23 protein-coding genes are annotated in these 22,015 nt (G+C 65.5%); 9 read left to right on the top strand and 14 right to left on the bottom strand.

Annotated elements, in window-relative coordinates:
- Genes truB through J0H39_02900 form a run of 3 tightly spaced genes read right to left on the bottom strand, consistent with a single transcriptional unit; the run spans position 1 to position 2,323 of the window.
- Positions 1-900, bottom strand: a complete 900-nt coding sequence (truB, locus tag J0H39_02890; GenBank protein ID MBN9495678.1) for a tRNA pseudouridine(55) synthase TruB — start codon at positions 898-900, stop codon at positions 1-3.
- On the bottom strand, positions 897-1,346 hold the full coding sequence (rbfA, locus tag J0H39_02895; GenBank protein ID MBN9495679.1) for a 30S ribosome-binding factor RbfA: 450 nt from the start codon (positions 1,344-1,346) through the stop codon (positions 897-899). Before rbfA ends, truB begins: the two co-directional genes overlap by 4 nt.
- Positions 1,343-2,323 (bottom strand): oxidoreductase, encoded by a 981-nt coding sequence (locus tag J0H39_02900; GenBank protein MBN9495680.1) that lies wholly within the window; start codon positions 2,321-2,323, stop codon positions 1,343-1,345. Before J0H39_02900 ends, rbfA begins: the two co-directional genes overlap by 4 nt.
- Before the next feature lie 93 nt (positions 2,324-2,416).
- Between J0H39_02900 and J0H39_02905 the strand changes: the two genes are divergently transcribed.
- Positions 2,417-3,547 carry an adenylate/guanylate cyclase domain-containing protein gene (locus J0H39_02905; GenBank protein MBN9495681.1) on the top strand — a complete coding sequence of 377 codons (1,131 nt, stop codon included), beginning with the start codon at positions 2,417-2,419 and terminating at the stop codon, positions 3,545-3,547.
- Here the strand turns inward: J0H39_02905 and J0H39_02910 are convergent.
- Both J0H39_02910 and J0H39_02915 read right to left on the bottom strand, forming a co-directional pair.
- Positions 3,544-5,304: an ABC transporter ATP-binding protein/permease gene (locus J0H39_02910; protein ID MBN9495682.1), complete on the bottom strand. Its 1,761-nt coding sequence runs from the start codon at positions 5,302-5,304 to the stop codon at positions 3,544-3,546. The two genes, J0H39_02905 and J0H39_02910, sit on opposite strands and share 4 nt — an antisense overlap.
- 97 nt (positions 5,305-5,401) lie before the next feature.
- Positions 5,402-6,580 carry a hypothetical protein gene (locus J0H39_02915; GenBank protein ID MBN9495683.1) on the bottom strand — a complete coding sequence of 393 codons (1,179 nt, stop codon included), beginning with the start codon at positions 6,578-6,580 and terminating at the stop codon, positions 5,402-5,404.
- Between the two features lie 313 nt (positions 6,581-6,893).
- Between J0H39_02915 and J0H39_02920 the strand changes: the two genes are divergently transcribed.
- Genes J0H39_02920 through J0H39_02930 form a run of 3 tightly spaced genes read left to right on the top strand, consistent with a single transcriptional unit; the run spans position 6,894 to position 10,518 of the window.
- Positions 6,894-9,560, top strand: a complete 2,667-nt coding sequence (locus J0H39_02920; protein ID MBN9495684.1) for an ABC transporter ATP-binding protein — start codon at positions 6,894-6,896, stop codon at positions 9,558-9,560.
- 14 nt (positions 9,561-9,574) lie between these two features.
- The gene (locus J0H39_02925) at positions 9,575-10,036 is read left to right on the top strand and encodes a cyclic nucleotide-binding domain-containing protein (GenBank protein MBN9495685.1); all 462 of its coding nucleotides are present in this window, start codon (positions 9,575-9,577) and stop codon (positions 10,034-10,036) included.
- Positions 10,033-10,518: a hypothetical protein gene (locus J0H39_02930; protein MBN9495686.1), complete on the top strand. Its 486-nt coding sequence runs from the start codon at positions 10,033-10,035 to the stop codon at positions 10,516-10,518. The genes J0H39_02925 and J0H39_02930 overlap by 4 nt, the downstream gene beginning before the upstream one ends.
- Here J0H39_02930 and J0H39_02935 read toward each other — a convergent pair.
- From J0H39_02935 to J0H39_02950, 4 genes are read right to left on the bottom strand one after another with little or no spacing between them, the layout of a single operon-like run.
- Positions 10,499-11,653 carry a benzoate/H(+) symporter BenE family transporter gene (locus J0H39_02935; protein ID MBN9495687.1) on the bottom strand — a complete coding sequence of 385 codons (1,155 nt, stop codon included), beginning with the start codon at positions 11,651-11,653 and terminating at the stop codon, positions 10,499-10,501. The genes J0H39_02930 and J0H39_02935 overlap by 20 nt on opposite strands.
- Complete coding sequence (locus tag J0H39_02940; GenBank protein MBN9495688.1) at positions 11,650-12,495, bottom strand: exodeoxyribonuclease III; 846 nt, start codon at positions 12,493-12,495, stop codon at positions 11,650-11,652. The genes J0H39_02935 and J0H39_02940 overlap by 4 nt, the downstream gene beginning before the upstream one ends.
- Positions 12,492-13,445: an alpha/beta hydrolase gene (locus tag J0H39_02945; GenBank protein MBN9495689.1), complete on the bottom strand. Its 954-nt coding sequence runs from the start codon at positions 13,443-13,445 to the stop codon at positions 12,492-12,494. The genes J0H39_02940 and J0H39_02945 overlap by 4 nt, the downstream gene beginning before the upstream one ends.
- Positions 13,442-14,200, bottom strand: a complete 759-nt coding sequence (locus J0H39_02950) for a gamma-glutamyl-gamma-aminobutyrate hydrolase family protein (GenBank protein ID MBN9495690.1) — start codon at positions 14,198-14,200, stop codon at positions 13,442-13,444. Before J0H39_02950 ends, J0H39_02945 begins: the two co-directional genes overlap by 4 nt.
- A 98-nt stretch (positions 14,201-14,298) precedes the next feature.
- Here J0H39_02950 and J0H39_02955 point away from each other — a divergent pair, with 98 nt between their 5' ends.
- Positions 14,299-14,685: a translational machinery protein gene (locus tag J0H39_02955; protein MBN9495691.1), complete on the top strand. Its 387-nt coding sequence runs from the start codon at positions 14,299-14,301 to the stop codon at positions 14,683-14,685.
- On the opposite strand, the gene J0H39_02960 is transcribed toward J0H39_02955, so the two are convergent.
- The gene (locus J0H39_02960; GenBank protein MBN9495692.1) at positions 14,686-15,663 is read right to left on the bottom strand and encodes a TerC family protein; all 978 of its coding nucleotides are present in this window, start codon (positions 15,661-15,663) and stop codon (positions 14,686-14,688) included. It lies immediately after the preceding gene.
- A gap of 314 nt (positions 15,664-15,977) precedes the next feature.
- Positions 15,978-16,964: a D-glycerate dehydrogenase gene (locus J0H39_02965; protein MBN9495693.1), complete on the bottom strand. Its 987-nt coding sequence runs from the start codon at positions 16,962-16,964 to the stop codon at positions 15,978-15,980.
- Positions 16,965-17,038: 74 nt separating this feature from the next.
- On the opposite strand from J0H39_02965, the gene J0H39_02970 reads away from it, so the two are divergent.
- The 3 genes from J0H39_02970 to J0H39_02980 are packed head-to-tail and all read left to right on the top strand — an operon-like array spanning position 17,039 to position 18,476.
- A complete protein-coding gene (locus J0H39_02970; GenBank protein ID MBN9495694.1) occupies positions 17,039-17,530 on the top strand; it encodes an SH3 domain-containing protein in 492 nt (163 codons plus the stop codon).
- Entirely contained in the window at positions 17,527-18,027 is a 501-nt protein-coding gene (locus tag J0H39_02975; protein ID MBN9495695.1) for a lecithin retinol acyltransferase family protein, read from the top strand. The genes J0H39_02970 and J0H39_02975 overlap by 4 nt, the downstream gene beginning before the upstream one ends.
- On the top strand, positions 18,024-18,476 hold the full coding sequence (locus J0H39_02980) for an LEA type 2 family protein (protein MBN9495696.1): 453 nt from the start codon (positions 18,024-18,026) through the stop codon (positions 18,474-18,476). The genes J0H39_02975 and J0H39_02980 overlap by 4 nt, the downstream gene beginning before the upstream one ends.
- Here the strand turns inward: J0H39_02980 and J0H39_02985 are convergent.
- Both J0H39_02985 and J0H39_02990 read right to left on the bottom strand, forming a co-directional pair.
- Entirely contained in the window at positions 18,473-19,483 is a 1,011-nt protein-coding gene (locus J0H39_02985; GenBank protein MBN9495697.1) for a glucosaminidase domain-containing protein, read from the bottom strand. The genes J0H39_02980 and J0H39_02985 overlap by 4 nt on opposite strands.
- 46 nt (positions 19,484-19,529) lie before the next feature.
- Entirely contained in the window at positions 19,530-20,084 is a 555-nt protein-coding gene (locus tag J0H39_02990) for a NifU family protein (protein MBN9495698.1), read from the bottom strand.
- A 169-nt stretch (positions 20,085-20,253) separates the two neighbouring features.
- Here J0H39_02990 and J0H39_02995 point away from each other — a divergent pair, with 169 nt between their 5' ends.
- Complete coding sequence (locus J0H39_02995; GenBank protein MBN9495699.1) at positions 20,254-21,531, top strand: adenylate/guanylate cyclase domain-containing protein; 1,278 nt, start codon at positions 20,254-20,256, stop codon at positions 21,529-21,531.
- Here the strand turns inward: J0H39_02995 and J0H39_03000 are convergent.
- Entirely contained in the window at positions 21,528-22,010 is a 483-nt protein-coding gene (locus tag J0H39_03000) for a universal stress protein (protein MBN9495700.1), read from the bottom strand. The two genes, J0H39_02995 and J0H39_03000, sit on opposite strands and share 4 nt — an antisense overlap.
- Between the last annotated feature and the right edge of the window lie 5 nt (positions 22,011-22,015).

Here is a 22,015-nt window from a genome sequence, read left to right on the forward strand (position 1 = left end):
CTAGAGGTTGAACACGCGCACCGGACGGAGGATTTCTCCGTCGCTCGCGACCAGCGCCACCAGCCGCCCTTCTTGGAAGGCGGCAATCGGTTCGGCGGGAACGCGATCGATGCGGGGGTCTCGCAAAGCCCGGCCCTGTTTAAGGGCCGAAGCCTCTTCCTCGGTCACGGCCAGCACCGGGATGTCGTCCAGTGCGGTCTCGACCGGGGCGAGGGCCCCAAAGCGGGCCGGACTATGCCCAAACCCCTCCAGCGTTGCCAGTGAAATTGCCGATTCCAGCGTGAATTTGCCGACTCGGGTCCGGCGAAGTTCGGTCACATGACCGACCGTTCCCAACGCGACGGCCAGGTCGCGGGCGAGGCTGCGGACATAGGTGCCTTTGCCGCAGGTAACCCGAAACCGCGCCGTGTCGGCATCGGGCGATTCCAGATATTCGAGCTTATGGATCAAGACCTTACGGGGTTGGAGAACGACTTCCTCCCCGGCACGGGCCAGTTCATAGGCGCGCTTGCCGTCGATCTTGATGGCCGAGAAGGCGGGGGGCAGCTGCTCGATTTCGCCTTCGAAGCTTGGCAGAGCGGCCCGGATCGCGGATTCGGCCGGGCGGTTGGGGCTGGTCGCGACGACCGACCCTTCCAGATCGTCGGTCGCGGTCGCCGCCCCCCAGCGCACGGTGAACTCGTACTGCTTGGTCCCGTCCATGGCGAAGGGGATCAGTTTGGTCGCCTCGCCCAGCGCGATGGGCAACACGCCCGAGGCCAGCGGGTCCAGCGTGCCGCCATGCCCGCCTTTGGCGGCTTGAAAGATCCAACGCACTTTGCCGAGCGCTTGCGTCGAACTCGGGCCGATCGGCTTGTCCAGCACGACCCAGCCATCGACCTTGTTCTTCTCGCGCTTCACTTCTTCTTGCGCGCGCGCGGTTTGGGCTTGTCGGCTTGCGGCGGGGCGATATCGGCCAGCACTTTCGGATCGCGGAACGCCGCATCCATGCGGGCCGCGTAATCGAAGCCGGTGTCGCGCTTGAAATGGATATCGACCGCTTGGCGCAGATCGATGCGCCGTTGCACTTCGCCGCGGATATAGGCGCGGGCACGCCCCAGGGCCGCGATCGTCTTGTCGGCGTCGATGCCGCCCAATGTCGTCACAAACGCGGTCGCGTGTTTGAGGTCGGGCGAAGCGCGCACCTCCGACACGGTGATGGAGGCGCCTTGCAAATCGGGGTCGCGGAAATGGGCTTCCTGCAACACCTCGACCAGCGCGCGGCGCACCGCTTCGCCCACGCGCAATTGGCGCTGGCTGGGGGCGCCGGCCGGACCGTCTTCGTTTCTGTCGAACTTGCCGCTCATTGCGCCACGTCGATCACGATGCGGCCTTGGATCTGACCGGCGACGATCTGCTCGGCCAAGGCCGGCACATCGGCGAGTCCGACGATCTTCGTGCCGCCGACGGGCAAACCGTCGGGCAGCAACGCGGCGAGCTTGCGCCATGCGGCGTCGCGCTCGGGGATCGGGCAGCGCACGGAATCGATGCCGATCAATTTCACGCCGCGCAGAATGAACGGCATCACCGTCGTCGGCAGATCGTGGCTGCCGGCAAGCCCGCACGCCGCGACGGGGGCGCGATACGCCATCGACGCCAGCGCGTTCGCCAAAGCGGGTCCGCCGACCGTGTCGATCACGCCCGCCCAGCGCTCGGTCTCCAGCGGCTTGGCCGGCTTGGCGAGTTCGGCGCGATCCATCACGCTCGCGGCACCCAGCGCCTTCAAATACGATTCGAGTTCCAGGCGCCCGGTCGCCGCGACGACCTTGTGGCCGAGCTTGGCGAGGAGTGCGACCGCGACCGAGCCCACGCCGCCGGCGGCGCCGGAAACGAGAACCTCGCGGTCCTTCTTCAAACCGTTGGCTTCCAGCGCATGCACCGCGAGCATCGCGGTCAATCCGGCCGTGCCCATCGACATGGCCCATTTCTTGTCCATGCCGGGCGGCATCTTGATCAGCCACTCGGCCTTGGCGCGCGCGCGTTCGGCCATGCCGCCGTGGAATTGCTCGCCCACGCCCCAGCCCGTCAGGATCACGCGGTCGCCGGCCTTGAAGCGATCGTCGTCGGACGTCTCGACCGTGCCCGCCCAATCGATGCCGGGGATCAACGGAAACGCGCGCACGATCTTGCCCTTGTCGGCGATCGCGAGCCCGTCTTTGTAGTTCAGCGTCGAATAGCTGACCTTGGCTGTCACCGGGAAGTCGGGCAGCGCCGAATCGTCGAGCTGACGGAGATTGGCCGTGACTTTGCCGTCGGTCTTCTCGAGAAGCAGCGCACGAAACATGCCGGTTTGCCTTTCGCCCGGGGGTCGTCCCGGGGCGACTACTCGCAGGGCCGGGCGCTTGCGTCAAGCGATCCGGCGGCGCATCGTCCGACGATGAACGCGCGAATCCGCGACTTCGTCGACTGGGTGCTGGGCCCGGCCAAAGCCCTCGATCTCGCTGATTTCATGGGCGGCGTGGCCGAACGGCTGGTCGAAATGGGCCTGCCGATCGACCGCGCGGGGGCGCTCCTCGATACGCTGCATCCCAGCTATGTCGGAATCCAACGCATCTGGGAACGCGGCGGCGGCACGCGCGAGGGCCGCGCGCGTTACGACAACCCGGATATCTTCTCCGGCAAAATCAAATACACGATCGATAGCGTGCAGGAGACCGGGGCGTGGTTCGATATGCGCCTCGACGACGGCCGCGTCGACGAATACGACCTGCTGCCCGATCTGCGCGCCCAGGGCTTCACGCATTACGTCATCGCACCGCTCGCCTTCGTCGAAGGGCCCGTGCAGGGATTGTCCTTCGCGACAAAGCGGCCGGGCGGGTTCTCGGCGGGCGATATCGCGTTGATCGACGCCGCGCGCCCCGCCATCGCGGCGGTGATGGAATTGAAGATCCGCACCCGCGTTTCGCGCGAAGTGCTGCAAACCTATGTCGGCAAGGCGCCGGGCGATTTGATCCTGGCCGGCCAAATACGGCGCGGCGAGGTGCGGAATTTGCGCGCGGCGCTGGCGATGAGCGATTTGCGCGGCTTCACGGCGATGAGCGATGCGCTCACACCCGAACAGACCGTGGCGCAGATCAACGCCTATCTCGATTGTCTGGTGCCCGAAATCCTGCGGCGCGGCGGCGAGGTTTTGAAATTCATCGGCGACGGCGTGCTCGCGATGGCCGATGCGAACACGCTGGGCGATGCGGATGCGTGCGCGCGCATGCTCGATGCGGCTCTCGCCGCACAAGAAGCGCTCGCCAAGACCGGATTCCGCGCGGGCATCGCGCTGCATTTGGGCGAAGCCGCGTTCGGCAATATCGGCGCCGGCGACCGGCAGGATTTCACCGTCATCGGCCGCGACGTGAACATGGTCGCGCGCTTGGAAAAAATGTGCGGCACGCTGGGCGAGAATGTCGTCGTCTCGGCCGCGTTCGCCGCCGCGATCGATCGCCCGTGGCGGCGCTTGGGCGAGTTCACCTTCAAAGGTTTCGAGGGCGCACGGCCCGTTTACGCGCCCGGCTAAGCCACCACCAATGTCGCGGGCTTGCCGTCCGTACCGGGTTCGACGCGCCAGAACTTGTTATGGAACTGGCGCAAGGCCGGCCGGTGGCCGATCGACACGACGCCCGTGTCGGCCAAGCGTTCGCCGATCAGCGCGTAGAGATGCGCTTCCGTCGCTTCGTCCAACGCCGCGGTGGCTTCGTCGAGGAACAGGAATTTCGGCTTGGCCAGCAACGCGCGCGCGACGGCCAGGCGCTGCTGCTCGCCCGGCGACAAGGCTTGGCCCCAATGGGCGACCTCGTCCAAACGCCCGGCGAGATGGTCGAGCTTCACGTCGGCGAGCGTCGATTTCAGCGTCGCGTCGTCGATGCCGTCGACATTGGGATAGAGCAGCGCCGCGCGCAGGCTCGCAATGGGCATATAGGGTTTCTGCGGCAGGAACAGGGCCGCCCCCGGCGGCGGCGTTTCGACAATGCCGCGCCCGAAGGGCCACAGCCCGGCAAGGGCGCGGAACAGCGTGCTCTTGCCCGAACCCGACGGGCCGGTCAGCAGCACGCGATTTCCCGGTTCGACGCGCGCGTCCGCGTTGGCGATCAGCGTGGCGCCGTTCGGCAAGGCGACGTCGACCCGGGCGAGGGCGGGGACCGTGCTCGCGCGCGTTTGCAGCGGATTGGCTTTCGCTTCGATCTCGGCCTTCGCGATCGCCGCTTCGAAATCGAGCAGCCGATCGACGACCGATTTCCAATCGGCAAGCTGGGCATAGGCCGAGACGAAGAACGACAGCGCGCGTTGCACTTGGCCGAAGGCCGACGCGATCTGCATCAGGCCGCCCAGCTGAATCGAGTTGTTGAAATAGCGCGGGGCGGCGACGATGAACGGGAAAATGATCGCGGCTTGCGCATAGAAGCTGGTGAAGGTGTTGAGCTTCAACGTCGCCCACATCAGCCCGTACCAATTGGCGGCGATGGCCGCGAAGCGGCGCGCGAAATTCTCGCTCTCGCGCTTCTCGCCGCCATAGAGGGCGACCTGCTCGGAATTTTCGCGCAAGCGGACGAGGTCGTAGCGGAAATCCGCTTCGTAACGCTGCTGGGCATAGTTGAGGGGGACCAACGGTTTCCCCACCAAATGCGTCAGCCATGTGCCGACGATCGCGTAGATCAACGCCGCCCACACCATATAGCCGGGAATGTGGATCTCGTGCCCGAAAAGCGTGATCGAGAACGCGCCCGACAGCGTCCATAGGATCGTGAGGAACGCGCCGAGCGTGAGCACCGCGTCGAGCAGCTGGGTGATCAACGACAAGGTCGTGGTCACGAACAGCTTCACGTCTTCGGCGATGCGCTGGTCGGGGTTGTCGGTTTCGGCACCCGTCAGCTGAAAGCGATAATAGATCCGGTTGTCGAGCCACGCGGCGACGTAACGCTGGGTCAGCCATTTGCGCCAGCGGATCGTCAGCCACTGCATGGCGTAGCGCGAGACGATGTAGTTGACGATGAACAGGAAGGCCAGGCCGACGAAGACCAGCATCTGTTTTTCGAACACCGGCCGGTCGCGTTCCTGCAAGGCGGTGTAGAAGACGTTGTTCCATTCGTTGAACAACACTTCGAGATAGACGCCGAAGACCGTCAATCCGATGACGATCGCGAATAGCGCCCAGGCGGCGAATTTATCCTCCGACGCCCAATAGGGCTTGGTCAGACGCCATAGACTGGCGGCGAAGCTCAACAGATCGACACGGCGGCGGGGTGTGGAAAGTGTGGCGCTGGCGGCGGGCGGCATATTGGGGACTCTCCGGATTATCCGGAGAATCTAGGCCGATCACGTGTCGTAAAAAAGGCCGCCGCGTTTCGAAGTGTGACCGGATCGGCGCGCCGGCTTAGCGCGCGGCAAGGGCGCGGATCGCCGCTTCGTCCTGGGTCAGCGGCAGCCAGCGCCGGACCAGACGTTCGACGTTTTCGAGCCCGTCGAGCAAGCCGGGTACCACCGCCGCCGACGGCGATTTCTGGTGCGCGAGGTTCTTCAGCGCGCGGACCATATCTTCGGTCCGGCGGATTCCGTCGTCGGGCAGCATGCGCACCAAACCTTGGGCCTGGGCGCGCTCGGCGCGGATCGTCTGCTCCAAACGTGGCGCGGTGCGCGGCACGATCAAGCCCGGCCGGTCGAAAGACAGGATTTCGCAGAACGTGTTGTAGCCGCCCATCGCCACGACGCCGGCGGCGCGCGCGACCAGCGTTTCCATATGCGCGTCGAAGGTGATCGCCTCGACATTGCCCAGCGCCTGCGCGCGGTTCAGGAACTCGGCTTGGCGTTCGGACTGCATGAACGGCCCGAGCACCAGCAACGCGCGATGCGGCAATTGCGTGCCGGATTCGTAAGCGCGCAGCACCCAGTCGATCAGCGCGTCGCCGTCGCCGCCGCCGCCGGTCGTCACCAGCACGTAAGGCTGTTCGCGCTCGCGCGCGGCTTCCATCGACGCGCGCGGCCCGTTCAGAGGCAGCGTGCGGCGCAGATAGCCGGTGTAGCTCATCTTCCGGCGCACCGATTGCGGAATGGCCAAGCCTTCCAGCGGATCGCAGATCTGCGGCAGGCCGTAGACCCAGATATCGTCGTAAAGCTCGCGCAAGGCCGGCAGCGCGTTCTTGCGCTTCCATTCGGGTTCCAGCAACGCGGGATCGTCCATCACGTCGCGCAGGCCCAGCACCAGCGGCACGTTGCGGCGCTTGAGGAATTCGAGCGTTTCGGTCACTTCGCCGCGCAAGCCCAGCGGTTCCTTGTCGACCAGGAACAGATCGGGCTGGAACGCTTCGGCCGTGTGGCGGATGATCGACGCGCGGATCGCCAGCGTTTGCGCGATGTCGATATGCAGGTTCAGCGATGTGTAATCGCCGTCGCGCAATTTGATGACGCCGGGAATGCGCACGAAATCGACGCGCGCCTTGAAATCGAACGAGCCGATGATCGGCGAGCCGGACAGGATCAGCACCGACAGATCCTTGTCGGCCTCCACCAGCGCATGCGCGATCGTGCGGCAGCGGCGCAAATGGCCGAGCCCCATCGTGTCGTGGCTGTAGATCAGCACGCGACGGTCGGACCGCGCGCGACGTTTCGGAGCTTTGGCCAATCGTCCCCCCGGACGGGATCTCGATCGGCCCGAGACTAAGGGGAGTCCCGTGACGATTCCAAGCGATCAACGCCAGTAAATAATAATTTTGAGGGCTGTTGCCGGACTGCGATACCGGGTCGGGATGCGGTAAAGCGCCGCCCGTACCGCCCCCATGCCGCAGGGCGGCCCGGTTGCGCCGCCCCGGTCCCGGCCGCTAAACTCCTGATCGGGATAGGGGACTTCGCGCGTGGGCGGCTCAGGCGATATCGACCGGAACATCTTTCGCTTCGTCATCCGGTTTTCGGTCAAGGAAACGGCGCTGGTCTGCCTGCTCGTCGCGGCGGCGCAGGCGTTCTATTACGTCACGCTCGACCTGCCCAAGAACATCATGAACCAGGGCATCCAGGGCCAGGGGATTCAGTTCCCGAAGGAGGTCCTGGGCTGGTTCAGCGTCGATCAGATCGGCTATCTGCTCTGGCTGTGCTTGCTGTTTTTCCTCGCCGTGCTCGTCAACGGTGCCGTCAAGCAATACATCAACTCGCTGAAGGGCAAGCTTGGCGAAAGGCTGCTGCGCCGCCTGCGCTATTCGCTGGTCGAGCGCATTCTGCGCTTCCCCATTCCGCATTTCCGCAAGGTCTCGTCGGGCGAGTTGATCCCGATGGTGACGTCGGAGGTCGAGCAGATCGGCGGCTTCATGGGCGACGCCTTCGTGCAGCCGCTGATGCAGGCGGGCATGCTGCTGACCATCGCGCTGTTCTTGTTCATGCAGAACCCCGTGATGGGTTTCGCCGCGATTTCGCTGTTCCCGTTCCAAGCCTATATCGTCCCGATGCTGCAAAAGCGCGTGAAGGCGCTGGGCAAGGAACGCGTGCGCGCGGTGCGCAAAGTGTCCGAGCGTATCGGCGAAACCGTCGGCGGCATCCACGAAGTGCGCGCCAACGGCACCGCGTCGTGGGAACGCGCCGATTACACCGAACGCTTCGGCACGATCTTCCGCATCCGCTTCGACATCTATCAGCGCAAATCGCTGGTGAAGTTCATCAACAACTTCCTGAGCCAGTGCGCGCCGCTGCTGTTCTACTCGATCGGCGGCTATCTGGTGATCCAGGGGCAATTGTCGCTGGGCGCGCTGGTCGCCGCTTTGTCCGCGCATAAGGACATGACGGCACCGTGGAAGGAATTGCTCGACTACTACCAGCAGGCCCAGGACGCGCAGCAGAAATACGAGCAGGTCGTCGAGCAGTTCCGGCCCGAGCAGATGCTGCCCGAAGCGCTGCACGAACTTCCCGCCGAACCTGCCCCGGGCTTGGCGGGTGATATCGCACTGGCCGGGTTGTCGGTCGCGGAGGACGCGCAGACCAAGCTGCTCGAATCCGTTTCGCTCACCATTCCCCACGGCGCCAAAGTGGCGCTGGTGGGGGCCGCCGGCGGCGGGCGCGAGGCGCTGGCGATGACGCTCGCGCGGCTCTATTTGCCGTCCTCGGGAACCTTGCGCGTGGGCGAACGTGACCTCACGCGTCTGCCCGACGCGCATCTGGGCGCGTCGATGGGATATGTCGGGCCCGGCGCCTATCATTTCGCGACCTCGCTGCGCGAAAACCTCTCTTACGGTTTGCGTCAGCGCCCGGTGGCCGCGCCCGAAAAGCGCAGCGCCACGCGTACGCGCTGGCTTGCCGAAGCCGCACGCGCGGGCAATCTGGCGCTCGATGTCGAGGATAACTGGATCGACTATTCGCGCGCCGGCGTGGCGAACGCCGAGCAGTTCGACGCCGTCGCCGCGCGCGTGCTCGAACGTGTGGATCTGGCGGAGGACGTGTTCCTGTTCGGGCTTCGCGGCCGCGTCGATCCGCGCGCCAAGCCGGCGGTGGCCGAAGCGATCCTGGCCGCGCGCGCGGCGTTTCGCGAGCGGCTGTCCGGTCCGCAGGCCGATCCGGCGCTGAAGGGCTTGATCGAATCCTTCGATCCCACGCGCTACAACGACAACGCGACGCTCGCCGAGAATCTGTTGTTCGGCACGCCGATCGATCCCGCGTTCGAGGTCGATGTGCTGGCCGAGCAGCGCGACTTCCTGGCCGTGCTGCAAAAACAGGGCATGGCGGACGAGCTGATCGCGATGGGCCGTCAGGTCGCCGAAACGATGGTCGAGTTGTTCGCAGGCCTTCCCGCCGGCCACGAATTCTTCGACCGTTTCAGTTTCATCGCCGCCGACGATCTGCCGACCTTCCAAGCGATCGTCGCGCGCACCGCGCCGGACGAGTCCGGCAAACTGCCTGCGATTTCGGACGAAGATCGCGCGCGGTTGATCGGCCTGCCGCTGAAGCTCGTCAACGCGCGCCATCGTTTGGGCTTGATCACGCCCGATTTCAAAGGCCGCGTGCTGGAAACGCGCGCCGCCATCCACGACGCGTTCGGCAAGGGTCCGGCCGCGGGCAAGATCGCGTTCTTCGATCCCGAATCCTACAACGCCGCGGCCGCGATCCAGGACAACATCCTGTTCGGGCGCGTCGCTTACGGCCAAGCGAAAGCGCAAGCGATCGTCGGCAAGGCGATGCGCGAAGTGCTCGATGCGCTGGGCTTGCGCGAACGCGTGTTCGAAGTGGGTTTGGATTTCCAAGTCGGCGTCGGGGGTTCGCGTTTGACGCCGGCCCAGCGCCAGAAATTGGCGCTCGCGCGCGCGCTGGTGAAGCGGCCGGAGATTTTGGTTCTCAACGACGCCCTTGCCGTGCTGGACTCCGGTACCCAAGTCAAAACCCTGGACGGCGCGCTTGCCGCCGCCGGGTCGGCGACGGTGGTCGCCGCGTTGGCCGATGCGGCATTGGCCGCGAAATTCGATCGCGTCGTCGTCCTGGCCGATGGGCGCGTCGCGCAAGACGGCCGATACGACGCGCTGATCGAGCAGGACGGTCCGCTCAAAGAATTGCTGGCGCCTTAAGGAAGGGGGTTGCGATGTCGATCAAGGAAGAAACCGACGCCCTCAAGCGCATTCCGCTGTTCTCGAAGCTCGACCCCGCGAAGCTGAAACTGCTCGCGTTCATGAGCCAGCGCCTGAGCTACGAACCCGGCCAAGCGATCTTCGCGCAGGGCGATGCGGGCGACGCCGCCTATATCGTGCTGGACGGCGAAGCCGCCGTGCTGATCGACACGAATGCGGGCCCGACCGAAATCGCGCGCACCGGCAAGCACGAGATCGTCGGCGAAATCGCGATCCTGTGCGAAGTGCCGCGCACCGCCACGGTGCGTGCGGCGGGCGACAATCCGCTCGTCTGCCTCAAGATCGAGAAGGACGATTTCATGGCGCTGGTGAACGAGTTCCCGTCGATGGGGCTCGAAATCATGCGCGAACTCGCGCGCCGCATCGTCAAAACCAACGCGCAGCTGCGCAACGCGATGGCCGCTAAATCCGCGTGAGCCGCCTCGACCAGGCGATCAGGCGGCTCGAGGCGCAGCGCTTGTTGCTCGATCGCGCTTGCGCAGGGTTACCCCAAGGTCCCGTGCTCGAACTTGGTCTTGGCAACGGACGCACATACGACCATCTGCGCGAAAAGCTTGGACCCGCGCGCGCGATCCATGTCTTCGAACGGTATGTCGCCGTCCATCCCGATTGCCTGCCACCCGAAACGCTGCTGCATCTGGGCGATATGCGCGAGACGCTGCCCGCCTGGGCGGCGGAAAACGGTGCCGCCGCCGTTCTGGCGCATGCCGATACGGGATCGGGCGACAGCGATGCGACGGCGGATTTCGCGACGTTCTTGTCGCAAGCCTTGCCCGATTGTTTGGCGCCGGGCGCCATCGCGCTGTCCGATCAGCCGCTGTCGAGCCCCGCCTTGGCGCCGGTCGACTTGCCCGACGGCGTGCCGCCGGATCGCTATTTCATTTACCGGCGCGTTTGAGATTCTGCGCGGCCAGTGCCGCGATCCCGGCCGCAAGGCCCCAAAACGCCGAGCCGATGCCGAATAGCGACACGCCCGACGCGGTGACGGCGAGCGTCAGCACGGCGGGGAACCGCTCGGCCTCGTCTTTGAGGGCACCGGTCAACGCCCCTTGCAATGCGCCGACGAGGCCGAGCCCCGCGAAGGTCGCGATCAACGCCTTGGGCAACGCCGCGAGAATCGCGACGCACGCACCGGCGAACGCCGCCAAGATCAGATAATAGCCGGCATACCAGATGCCGGAAATCCAGCGCTTGTCCTTGTCGGGATGCGCTTCGGGGCCGGCACAGATCGACGCGGTGATCGCGGCGAGGCCCAGCGGAATGGCGCCCGCGAACGCGCCGACGAAGGACGCGAGGCCGGTCGCCGCCAGCGAGTCCCGCGTCGGCGTGGGATAGCCCGCCGCTTTCAGCACTGCGAAGCCCGCGAGATTCTGCGACGCCATGGTGACGAGATACAGCGGCAGGCCCAGGCCGATGATCGCGCCCATCTCGAAGCGCGGCGTTACGAATTCGAAATGCGTCAGCCCCAATTCGCCGGAGATGGGTGCCGCGAGGCCCAGCGCGTATGCGATCGCCGTGCCCGCCGCCAACACGGCGACGACCGCCATATGCGGATTGAACAGCCGCACGACCAGGAACATCACCACCAGCGGCAGAACCAGCGCGGGTGCGCCGCCCGCTTGCACGAAGACTTGTGCCACGAAGGGCAGCACCACGCCCGCCAGCATCGCTGCGGCGATCGAGGTGGGGATGCGCGCGACCAGATCGCCCAGCGGCTTGACGAACGCCGTCGCGACGATCGCGGCCGACGCGACCAGATAGGCCCCGACCGCAACGTCGAAGCTCAACCCCGTCGTGCTCGCGATCAACGCCGCCCCGGCGGTCGCCCAGGCGGTGATCAGCGGAATACGATGGCGCCAAGACAGCCACGCCGCCGCGATCGCTTTGACGAAACAAACGGCGGCGATCGACGACGCGATCTGGCTTTGCGTTGCACCCACGGCGGCCGCGGCCGCCACCACCAGCGCCACCGTGCCGCCGAAGCCGACGATGGTGGCGATGAAGGCGGCGGAAGCGGGTGCGGCGCGACTCATAACGCCAAATCGACGATAACGGGCACGTGATCGGAAGGCTGCGGCCAGTCGCGCGCCTCGCGCAGAATATGGAAGCCCTTCATCTTGGGCGCCACGTCGGGCGTCGCCCAAATATGATCGAGACGCCGCCCGCGATCCGATTTGCGCCAATCGGAATTGCGATAGCTCCACCACGTATAAAGCCGCTGCGGCTCGGGGAACGCCTGGCGCGAAAGATCGACCCAAGCATGATTGGCCCGCATCGCCGTCAAAGCTTCCACTTCGACCGGCGTGTGGCTGACGACGTCCAGAAGCTGCTTGTGGCTCCACACGTCGGTTTCGAACGGCGCGATGTTCAAATCGCCGACCAGCACGCGCGGCCGGTCGCGCTTGGTCTTCTTCCAATAGGCGGCTTGGCTGCGCACGAAGTCGAGCTTGTGCTTGAACTTCGTATTCGCTTCCGGATCGGGAATGTCGCCGCCGGCGGGAATATAGATGTCGTGAATCTCGGTGCCGTTGGCGAGCGAGGCTTGCACATGGCGGCAATCCTCCAGCCCGCACCAATGGCGCGGCCCCGTTTCATGAAGGGGAACGCGCGACAAAATGGCCACGCCGTTATAGCCCTTCATGCCGTGGAAGATCTGGTGCTGGAAACCCAGCGCCTTCAACGCTTCGGCCGGGAAATGCTCGTCCGGGCATTTCGTTTCCTGCAGGCAGAGAATATCGGGCCGGGCGGCGGCGACCAATTTCTCGACCAGCGGCAAACGCAGCCGGACGGAATTGATGTTCCAAGTGGCGAGGCGCAAAGCGCCGCGCGGGGCTTTGGGCGGGCCTTCGGCGGGCGCGTAAGGAAGAGCGGTCATGATCCGCTGTTGTTAGCGAAGTTTTGCAGCAACGCCAAGCACCGGGCGCGATCCTCGAAAATCATCATATGGCTGCGGCCGGGCAATACCGTCAGCGCCGATCCGGCGACGGTCGCGTGGGCATATTCCATCATGCCGGTCACCCAATCGCCCTTCGCCTTGGCCGCGTCGATATCGCCGGCGACGAAATGGATCTTCGGCCCGCGATAGCCGGAAAGTGCTGGGGATAGCAGCGGCCGGCCCAGGCTCAGGAAATACCCGGCCTCGATCCGCGGCGCGCAGGCCAAGCGCCACGTGTCGTTCTCGGGGCGCAAGGTCGCGCGCGCATGTTCGGCGATCGCATCGCGCGGGAAATCGGCGAACATCTCGCGCGCGGCGAGATATTCGGTGAGCTCGTCCGGCCCGCCCTTGAATTCGCTGCGCCTTGCGAGCGTGCGCGCGACACGGCGTTTCTGGTGCTCGTCGGCGTGCGGGCGCAAGGGATGGCCATCCAACGGATAGAGCGGCGGCTCGAACAGCATCAACCCGGCAAGATCGAGACTTGCGAATCGCGCGGGCCGGAACAGCGCCAAGGCGATCATCGCCGCCCCGCAGAGCGAATGCGCGGCGTAATGCAGATGCCGTGCGCCGGACCATTCTTGCGCCGCGCGCGCGATGGCCTCGACATCGTCCATGATCGCATCGACCGCGCAGAACGATTCGATATTTCCGGCCGCGCTATCCGATCCGCCATGCCCGGCGGCGTCGAAGGCGAAGACGTCGCAGCTCTGCGCGCGGCCCTTCAGGATGGTCGCGTAGCTGCCGGCCGCGAAGCCGTTCGCATGGCCGAACAGCAGCGTCGGGCCCGTTCGCGCGCCGTGCAGCCGATAGAGCGCCAATTTGCGTCCCGCCGGCGTGGCGATGCGCCGGCACTCGGCGATGTCGGCCGGCAGCGAAACGAAATCGCTCACGCCGTGCGCCGCTGCCGGTATTCGGCCACGACGCTCGCGAAATGGCGGAAGATCGCGGCGGCGAATTTATCGGTCTTGATGTGCCATTCGGGATGCCATTGCACGCCGAAGGCGAAGCCGGGGCCTTTGGTCCAGCGCACCGCTTCGATCGTGCCGTCTTCATGCGTCGCTTCGACCGCCAAGCCGTCGCCGAGCTTGTCGATCCCTTGGCCGTGCAGCGAATTGACGAAAAGGCGCGAGGTCGAATCCGCGATTCGCGTCAGCAGCGATCCGGGCACCACCTCCACCCAATGGCGGTTGGCGTAGCGCACATTCGGGTCGTCGTGCTCGGGGGCGCGATGATCGATATGGTCGGGCAGAAGCTCGACATATTGATGCAGCGTGCCGCCGGCGGCGACGTTCAATTCCTGATGGCCGCGGCAGATCGCCAAGATCGGCACGCCTTTGGCGAGGGCCGCGCGCAGCAGCGGCAGTGTGGTCGCGTCACGGTCGGGGTCGGCGGGGGCACGGCCTTCGCCATCCACGCCATACGTCGACGGGTCGACATTCGACGGGCTGCCGGTGAACAGCAACCCGTCCAGCCGGTCGAGCAACGCATCGATGTCCTGGCGCGCGCCGATGGCGGGGATCACGACCGGCATACCGCCGATCCCGTCGAGCACGGCATTCACGTATTGGATGCGCGCGATGTGCTGGCGATGGACCGGGCCCTGTTGCAGGTCCGCCGTCACGCCGATCAAAGGGGGATTTCGCATGGACCAAATCGGTACCATGCGTATGGGCGGTTGATCCATATCATTGGCGGCATGGCGGGCTTGCGGTCCTATGGCGGGGACCGATTGAGGAGAAAACGATGAACCGCTTCCACGCCGTCTGCTGGATCGACCACCACGAAGCGAGGGTGTTCCATTTCGACGCCCATGATTTCGAGCGCGCGACGATCCGAACCGACAAACCCAACGGCCATATCCACAACAAGCGCGCGCCCGAGGCGTCGCATAGCGACAAGCACTTCCATGAAGGCGTCGCCGCCGCTTTGGCCGATGCGCAGGAGATTCTGCTGCTCGGCCCCGGTCAGGCGAAAACGGAGTTCGGCGCCTTTTTGAAGGCGCAGAACCCCGCTTTGGCCAAGCGCGTCGTCGCGACCGAAAGCGCCGATCACCCGACCGACGGCGAAATCGTCGGCCGGGCGCGGCGGCACTTCAAGGCGATCGACCGGATGACGCCCCAGCGCGGCTGATCAGGCCTTCGCTTCGGCGTCGTTGCGCGTCTTCCACAACGAGAACAGCACGCCGCCCGCGATCAGCGACACGGTCACGCCCAGCGAGAACCAGGCCGGCATCTTGCCGATGAAGCCGACCAGGAAGATCTTCGTGCCGACGAAGACGAGCACGAGGGCGAGCGCGTATTTCAGATACTTGAAGCGATGGATCATCGCCGCCAGCGCGAAATACAGCGAACGCAGGCCCAGGATCGCGAAGATGTTCGACGTGTAGACGATGAACGGGTCCTGCGTGATCGCGAAGATCGCGGGCACCGAGTCCACGGCGAAGATCAGATCGACCGCCTCGACCAGCACCAGGCACAGGAACAACGGCGTGGCCCAGCGCACCAGCTTGCCGGTCTTCGGGTCGGGGCGCGTGACGAAGAATTTCTGGCCTTCCAGATCGGTCGTCACGCGCATCCGCTTTTTGACGAACAGCAGCACCGGGTTTTCGCCGAAATTCTCCTCTTTATCCGCCATCCACAGCATCTTGATACCGGTGAACACCAGGAACGCGCCGAAGACGTAAAGGATCCACTGGAACTCAGCGACCAGCGCCGCACCCAGCCCGATCATGATGCCGCGCATCACGATCACGCCCAAAATGCCCCAGAACAGCACGCGGTGCTGATATTTCCGGGGCACGGCGAAATAGGTGAAGATCATCGAAATGGCGAACACGTTGTCGAGCGACAGCGACCATTCGACGAAGAAGCCGGTGTAGTATTCGAGACCGCTGGTGGCACCCATCTGCCACGTGACCCACCCGCCGAACAGCATGGCCAGGGTGAAGTAGAAGCCCGAGAGCTTGAGGCTCTCGGCGACGCCGATTTCGGTGTTCTTCTTGTGCAGCACGCCCAGATCGAGAATCAGCAGCGTGGCGACGAGCGTCAGGAACGCCGCCCACATCCAAATGGGCGTACCGAGAAATTCACCTGTCGTTATGTAGTCCATGGACCCCTCTTCGACGTCGGAAACCCGAACGCCGAAGATCCTTCATGGGATCGCCACACGCCCGGGCCATACAACGGCCCGAACGCCAGAAATCCTTTTTGGGATTGGGGCGGGTCGGGCCAACGATACCCCCGTTAAGTCCGACATCGCGGCGCCGTATTTGGATCGCTCCCTCCAACGGGGTGGGGAGCTATCCGGGAAGGCGCGCCGCCAGAGGGGCCCGGACCCGAAGCCTTGAGATAGGGGTCCGCGACCTTCGCGACAAGGGGTATCGGCCGAAAAATCGACGCTATTTCACGCCGTTACGGTGTGGATCAGAACATCGTCGTGACGACCTTGTTCGGCGGCGTATGGCCGTCGACGAAGGTCTTGATGTTGACGATCACGCGCTCGCCCATCGCGAAGCGCCCGTCATGCGTGGCCGAGCCGATATGCGGCAGCAGCACGACGTTGTCGAGTTCCAGCAGGCGCGGATGGATTTCGGGCTCGCGCTCGTAGACGTCGAGCCCCGCGCCCGCGATCTCGCGCGCATAGAGTGCGCGGGCGAGCGCTTCTTCCTCGACCACTTGGCCGCGGCTGGTGTTGACCAGAATCGCGTGCGGCTTCATCAAGCGCAAACGCCGGCCGGAAATCAGATGATAGGTGGCCGGCGTGTGCGGGCAGTTGAGCGACACCACGTCCATATGCCCCAGCATCTGGTCGAGGCTTTCCCAATAGGTCGCTTCGACTTCGGCTTCGAGAGCGGGATCGAGCCGGCGGCGATTGTGATAATGGATCGACAATCCGAAGGCGCGGGCGCGCATGGCGACCGCCGTCCCGATGCGTCCCATGCCGACGATGCCCAGGCGCTTGCCGGTCAAGCGCATGCCCAGCATCGCGGTCGGCGCCCAGCCTTGCCATTTTCCCGCGCGCAGCAAACGTTCGCCTTCGCCCAAGCGCCGCGCGACCGCCAGGATCAACGCCATCGTCATATCGGCGGTGTCTTCGGTCAGCACGCCGGGCGTGTTGGTGACCGTGATGCCTTTATCCTTGGCCGCATCCAGCGCGATGTGATTGACGCCCGTGCCGAACGACGCGATCAGCTTCAATTGCGGCCCGGCCGCGCGCACCAGATCGGCGGTGATTTCGTCGGTCACGGTGGGGACGAGAACTTCGGCTTCCGCCATCGCGCCGGCGAGATCGGCGCGCGAAAACGGCCGGTCGTCGAGATTGAGCTTGCAGTCGAACAGCTCCATCATCCGCGTCTCGATCAGATCGGGCAGTTTGCGTGTCACGATCACGCGCGGGCGGCGATGGGGCATGGCGTGTCCTCGGGCGGCCGTAATGCTTTCCCGCGTAGCAGGGCGGGGCACGGCTTGTCTATAATGGGGGCATCATGATTCGCGCCCTCTTGATCGCCGCCGCCATTCTGGCGCCGGCACCGGCATTCGCGCAAAGCCAGCGCGACAATCTGCCCGTTCCGCGCTTCGTTTCGCTGCGCTCGGAAGAAGTCAATCTGCGCACCGGCCCCGGCGTGCGCTACCCGGTCGAATGGGTGTTCGTGCGCCGCCAGATGCCGGTCGAAATCACCCAGGAATTCGAGAATTGGCGCCGCGTGCGCGACCGCGAGGGCACGGAAGGCTGGGTCCACCAATCGATGCTGACCGGACGGCGCACCGCCGTCGTGCTGGGCGATGCGGGAACGACCGTCGAACTCAAGCGCCGGGCGGAAGCCGCCGCGCCGGGCCTCGCGCGGGTCGAGGCGGGCGTGATCGCGACACTGATCGAATGCCAGGGCGATTGGTGCCGGGTCGAGGCCGGGGGGTTTCGCGGCTGGCTCGAACGTACCCATATCTGGGGGGTCTACGCACAGGAGACTCTGAAGTGACGGGAACCATCGGACCGGGCGAGATCCTCGCCGTGCGCCAAGGCTTGTATTGGCATGTCGGCATCCATGAAGGCGCGGGCACGGTTTTGTCGCGCCGGCCCGGCAAGGGCGTGGTGCGCGAAACCTTGCGCGAATTCGTCGGCGAGTCCGAATTGCATATCGTGCCGATCGACCGGCCCAGTTTCCCGCCGGCGGAGATCGTCGCGCGCGCCGCGTCGCGCTTGAACGAATCGGGTTACGACTGGCTCGAACGCAACTGCGAGCATTTCGTCGGCGAATGCGTCTATGGCAAGGCGTCGTCGCGCCAGTTGTGGGTTGCGGGCGCGTTGGCGGGCGTGTTGGCGCTGGGCGGCAAATACGCGGCCGCGACGAATGTCGTCGCGGTGCTGGGTTTGGGCATCGCGGGCGTGGCGGCCTTCGCCTTGCTGTCGAAACCGCCGACGGCGATCCCGTTCGTCGACGCGGACGGTGCCGCCGACCTCGTCGTCCGGACGTGATCGCGCGCCGTTTCCTGCTGATCGGCGGGGCAGCGGCATCGCTCGCCGCGTGCGCCAATCTGCACCTCGATCCGCTCGACGTGCGCCTCGTCGATCTCGCCCCGATGGACGGCGGCGGGCTGTTCGAACAGCGTTTGGCGCTGACACTGGCGCTGTCGAACCCCAATCCCAGCGACGTGTCGTTGACGGGTTTGCGCGTCGTGCTCGACGTCAACGGCGAAACGCTGGCGCGCGGCCAAACCGGCGACGGCGTGGTCGTGCCGCGCCTGGGCGAGGCGCGGCTGATCGTGCCGGCCAGCGTGTCGATGCTCGATTTGCTGCCCGGCTTCATCGCGATGACGCGGCGCGACGGGCTCGATTATCGCCTGTCGGGCACGGTTTTCGTCGCGGGCCTCGGCGGCGGTTCGCTGCCCTTCGCGCGCGAAGGGCGTCTGATCTCGAACACTTAACCCGCGTTCGCGATGTCGGCGCGCGCGGTGTCGAGCTTGGCGCGATCGAGGGCCCGCAGGCCGTTGACGCGCATCAGCGAACGCACCTCGCGCACGTAATCCATGCCGCGTTCCGAATAGCGGCGCAGATGCTGCGCGAGCGTGTAGCCGTCGGGCGCGGTTAAATCGGCGTTGGGATTGTCGCGGCGGGCTTGTTCGCGCGCGCGCCGGAATTCGGCATAGGCGCGATGCGTGTTGAGATTCTCGGCATAGGCCTGCACGGCATGTTCGAGCTGTTCGAACTTGCGCACCTTGCCGTCGTCGTCGGGCGTGCGGAACACCATCTGGCCGAACAGCGCCTGGCCCGCTTGGGCCACGCGGCTCGTCCCCCAGCCGGTTTCGATCGCGGCTTGGGCGATGGCGAGCGATACCGGGATCGCGTCGACGCGGCGCAGCAGCTCGCGCGTTTGCGTCGGTTCGACGCCGAAACGCTCGGCGAGATCGGCGACCCATTCGCGGTCGGCCGGCGCGGCGTCGGGGCCGGCGGCGAGAACATCCTGAAGGCGCGCGCGATCGGCCAGGATGCGCTCGTTTTCCATCAACAACAGCGGCAGCAGCGTTTTGATGAACACCGCTTTGCGGAACTCGCTGGAATCGAGCGCCCCCATATCGCGCGGCAGGCGTTCGACGATCAGGCGCGGGACGATCTCCGCCCCTTCGCGCGCCGCCTGTAGCACGAAGCCGCGCTCGACATAGAGGTGGTAAAGCTCGGCCGCCGCTTTACCGGCGATGCGCGTGACGTTCTCGGTTTCGAATTCGGGCGCGGCGTCGCCGTTCGCGATCGGGGGGAGCGGCAGGCGCAGCGCTTCGCGCCAGGGCGCGCTGCCTTTGGCGTTCATCGCCAGTGCCGCCAGGCCGGCGGCGACGAAGGCGACAATGACAAGAATGCGAATCGGGCGCGCAAGGGGCGCCGGGGATTCAAGCGACGCGAAGTCGCGCGAATCCGCCGCGTCGGCGGTGCGTTCCATATTCAAATTCCTCGGAAACGGGATGTCGAGTTCGCGGGGCCCGAAATCAGGCCGCGCGAACTTCGACGATCTCCGGAATATAGTGGCGGAGCATGTTCTCGATGCCCGACTTCAGCGTCGCGGTCGAGGACGGGCAGCCCGAGCAGGAGCCCTGCATATGCAAGTAGACGATGCCGTCTTCGAAGCGGTCGAAAACGATGTCGCCGCCGTCTTGCGCCACGGCCGGGCGCACGCGGGTGTCGAGCAGCTCGACGATCTGGGCAACAATCTCGCTGTCCTCGGCGCCGGCGGCGCCGTGGGCCGAGCCCTGTTCGGCGGTCAACGCGGCGGCACCGGAGGTGAAATGCTCCATGATGGCGCCCAGCAGCGACGGCTTCAGCAGATGCCAATCCTTGTCATCCGCCTTCGTGACCGTTACGAAGTCGCCCCCCAGGAATACGCCCGTCACGCCATCGACGCCGAAAAGCTTGCTGGCGAGCGGCGAGCGCTGGGCCGCGTCGTCGGCGGATTTGAAATCGGCCGCCCCTTGGCCAAGCACGTCGCGGCCGGGCAGAAATTTCAGGGTCGCCGGGTTTGGCGTCGTTTCGGTCTGGATGAACATGTCGAACACTCCCAAATTAGTCGGGCAAACGAGGCGGGTCCAATACGCGACTCCGCGCCGTTGGGGGCCCTGGCCGACCGGGGTGGGCCGAGTGGGATTTAAATGGCGATGAATACCCGAGCGGTCAACCCCGAAAAGGAAACGTACTGTAAAGGTTTGAAATAAAAACATGAATTCGCTTTTGCAGCTGCGAAATGCGCCGGCGGGCGTGCTTCAACGCCGCCGTTTCACCCGTCCGGAAGCCCAGCGGCCCAAGGTCAAAGACCTTGCCGGATTGCTCGGCTGGACCCACGGCAAGGCCTATGCGGTGGGCTCGCCGATCAAGCTGCTCGACGGTTTCGCCTGGCGGATGGTCGCCGCCGGCCTGCCGATCGACCGCATGGCGCTGTCGGTCGCCCTTCTGCATCCGCAATTCGGCGGCTACGGCATTCGCTGGTGGCAGGAATCCGGCGTGGCGGAGGAAGTGCTGATCGAGCATGACGTCACCAAAAGCGACGTCTATCGCAGCAGCCCGTTCCCGGCGATCGTCGAACGCGGCGAAACCATCCGGGTCAAAATCGAAGGCTCGAACGACACGCCGTTCCCCATCATCGAAGATTTGCGCGCCCAGGGTTACACGGATTATTTCGCCCTGCCGATCGCGCTGGGCGGCATGTTGGGGGCCACCAACGACCGCCGCTTCCAGGTCGGCAATGTGGCGACCAAGCGTCCCGGCGGGTTCATTGCCAGCGACATCGCGGCGATTCGCGCGGCGTTCACGTCGCTGGAAGGGCCGCTGGCGCTGGTCACCGAACGGCGCATCGCGCAGGATCTGCTGGCGATCTATCTCGGCCGTCACACCGGCACGAAGGTGCTGAAGGGCGAGGTCGCGCGCGGGACGGGCGAATCGATCCATGCGGCCATTCTGGCGACCGATATGCGCGGCTTCACGGCGCTGGCGGACAGTTTGCCCGAAACGCGCACCATCGAAATCCTGAACGCATGGTTCGAAGTGCAGGTGGGGGCGGTTCACGCCCATCGCGGCGAAGTGCTGAAATTCGTCGGCGACGGCATGCTGGCGATCTTCCCGATCGCAGATATCGAACTTGCCCGCCAGGCCGCGCGCGACGCGATGGCGGCGGCGCGCGACGCGCTCGCTTGCGTGCGCCGTCTCGATTTTCCCGACGCGGGCAAGCTGCGCGCGGTCGCGGCGTTGCATGTCGGCGAAATCTATTACGGCAATATCGGCGCGCACGACCGGCTGGATTTCACCGCCATCGGCCCGGCGGTCAATCTCGCCTCGCGCCTGGAAGGTGTCGCCAAGAAGGTCGATCTGCCGCTGGTCGTGTCGGAGGAATTCGCGGCCCTAGGCACCGAGAAGCTCGTCTCGATCGGCCGCTTTCCGATGAAGGGGCTTTCGGGGACTCGCGAAGTCTTCGCGCCGGAAGCGGTGCCCGACGCGGCCTAGGAAATCGCGTCGATATCGTCGTCGGTCAGGCTGCCGGGGACGATCGTCAGCGGCACGCGCAATTGGCCCGCGTATTTGCCCGCAAGCTCGGTGACCAGCGGGCCCGGCCCGCCGCGCCCCGTGCCCGCCCCCAGCACCAGAATCGAGATCGCGGGTTCTTCGTCGAGCAAGGCGAGCAAGGCTTCGCGCGCGTCGCCCTCGCGCACATAAAGCATCGGCGTCTCGCCCGACATTTCGTGCACGACGGTCGACAGTTCGGCGAGCTTGGTTTCGGCGGCTTGGCGGCGTTCTTCGCGCATCAATTCGCCCACACCCATCCACTCGCCGCCTTCGGCGGGTTCGGTCACGTACAACATCGCCACGCGTCCGCCGACATGGCGCGCGCGATTGCAGGCGAAGCGCAGCGCGATTTTCAGCTCCGGGCTTTCGTCGACCACGACCAGAAAGACGCGCTGCGCTTGCGGCGTGCGATTTGGCATCGGGA

The organism is Alphaproteobacteria bacterium, from assembly GCA_017308135.1.
Classification (GTDB): domain Bacteria; phylum Pseudomonadota; class Alphaproteobacteria; order CACIAM-22H2; family CACIAM-22H2; genus Tagaea.

Coding starts and splice junctions, on each gene's coding strand:
- J0H39_02915 (MBN9495683.1), bottom strand. CDS start 6,580: ATGGGGCTCGGCCATTTGCGCCGCTGCCGCACGATCGCGCATGCGCTG.
- J0H39_02910 (MBN9495682.1), bottom strand. CDS start 5,304: ATGCCGCCCGCCGCCAGCGCCACACTTTCCACACCCCGCCGCCGTGTC.
- J0H39_02960 (MBN9495692.1), bottom strand. CDS start 15,663: ATGGACTACATAACGACAGGTGAATTTCTCGGTACGCCCATTTGGATG.
- J0H39_02925 (MBN9495685.1), top strand. CDS start 9,575: ATGTCGATCAAGGAAGAAACCGACGCCCTCAAGCGCATTCCGCTGTTC.
- J0H39_02940 (MBN9495688.1), bottom strand. CDS start 12,495: ATGACCGCTCTTCCTTACGCGCCCGCCGAAGGCCCGCCCAAAGCCCCG.
- J0H39_02995 (MBN9495699.1), top strand. CDS start 20,254: ATGAATTCGCTTTTGCAGCTGCGAAATGCGCCGGCGGGCGTGCTTCAA.
- J0H39_02905 (MBN9495681.1), top strand. CDS start 2,417: ATGAACGCGCGAATCCGCGACTTCGTCGACTGGGTGCTGGGCCCGGCC.
- J0H39_02965 (MBN9495693.1), bottom strand. CDS start 16,964: ATGCCCCATCGCCGCCCGCGCGTGATCGTGACACGCAAACTGCCCGAT.
- J0H39_02990 (MBN9495698.1), bottom strand. CDS start 20,084: ATGTTCATCCAGACCGAAACGACGCCAAACCCGGCGACCCTGAAATTT.
- J0H39_02950 (MBN9495690.1), bottom strand. CDS start 14,200: ATGCGAAATCCCCCTTTGATCGGCGTGACGGCGGACCTGCAACAGGGC.
- J0H39_02970 (MBN9495694.1), top strand. CDS start 17,039: ATGATTCGCGCCCTCTTGATCGCCGCCGCCATTCTGGCGCCGGCACCG.
- J0H39_02935 (MBN9495687.1), bottom strand. CDS start 11,653: ATGAGTCGCGCCGCACCCGCTTCCGCCGCCTTCATCGCCACCATCGTC.
- J0H39_02985 (MBN9495697.1), bottom strand. CDS start 19,483: ATGGAACGCACCGCCGACGCGGCGGATTCGCGCGACTTCGCGTCGCTT.
- J0H39_02955 (MBN9495691.1), top strand. CDS start 14,299: ATGAACCGCTTCCACGCCGTCTGCTGGATCGACCACCACGAAGCGAGG.
- rbfA (MBN9495679.1), bottom strand. CDS start 1,346: ATGAGCGGCAAGTTCGACAGAAACGAAGACGGTCCGGCCGGCGCCCCC.
- J0H39_02900 (MBN9495680.1), bottom strand. CDS start 2,323: ATGTTTCGTGCGCTGCTTCTCGAGAAGACCGACGGCAAAGTCACGGCC.
- J0H39_03000 (MBN9495700.1), bottom strand. CDS start 22,010: ATGCCAAATCGCACGCCGCAAGCGCAGCGCGTCTTTCTGGTCGTGGTC.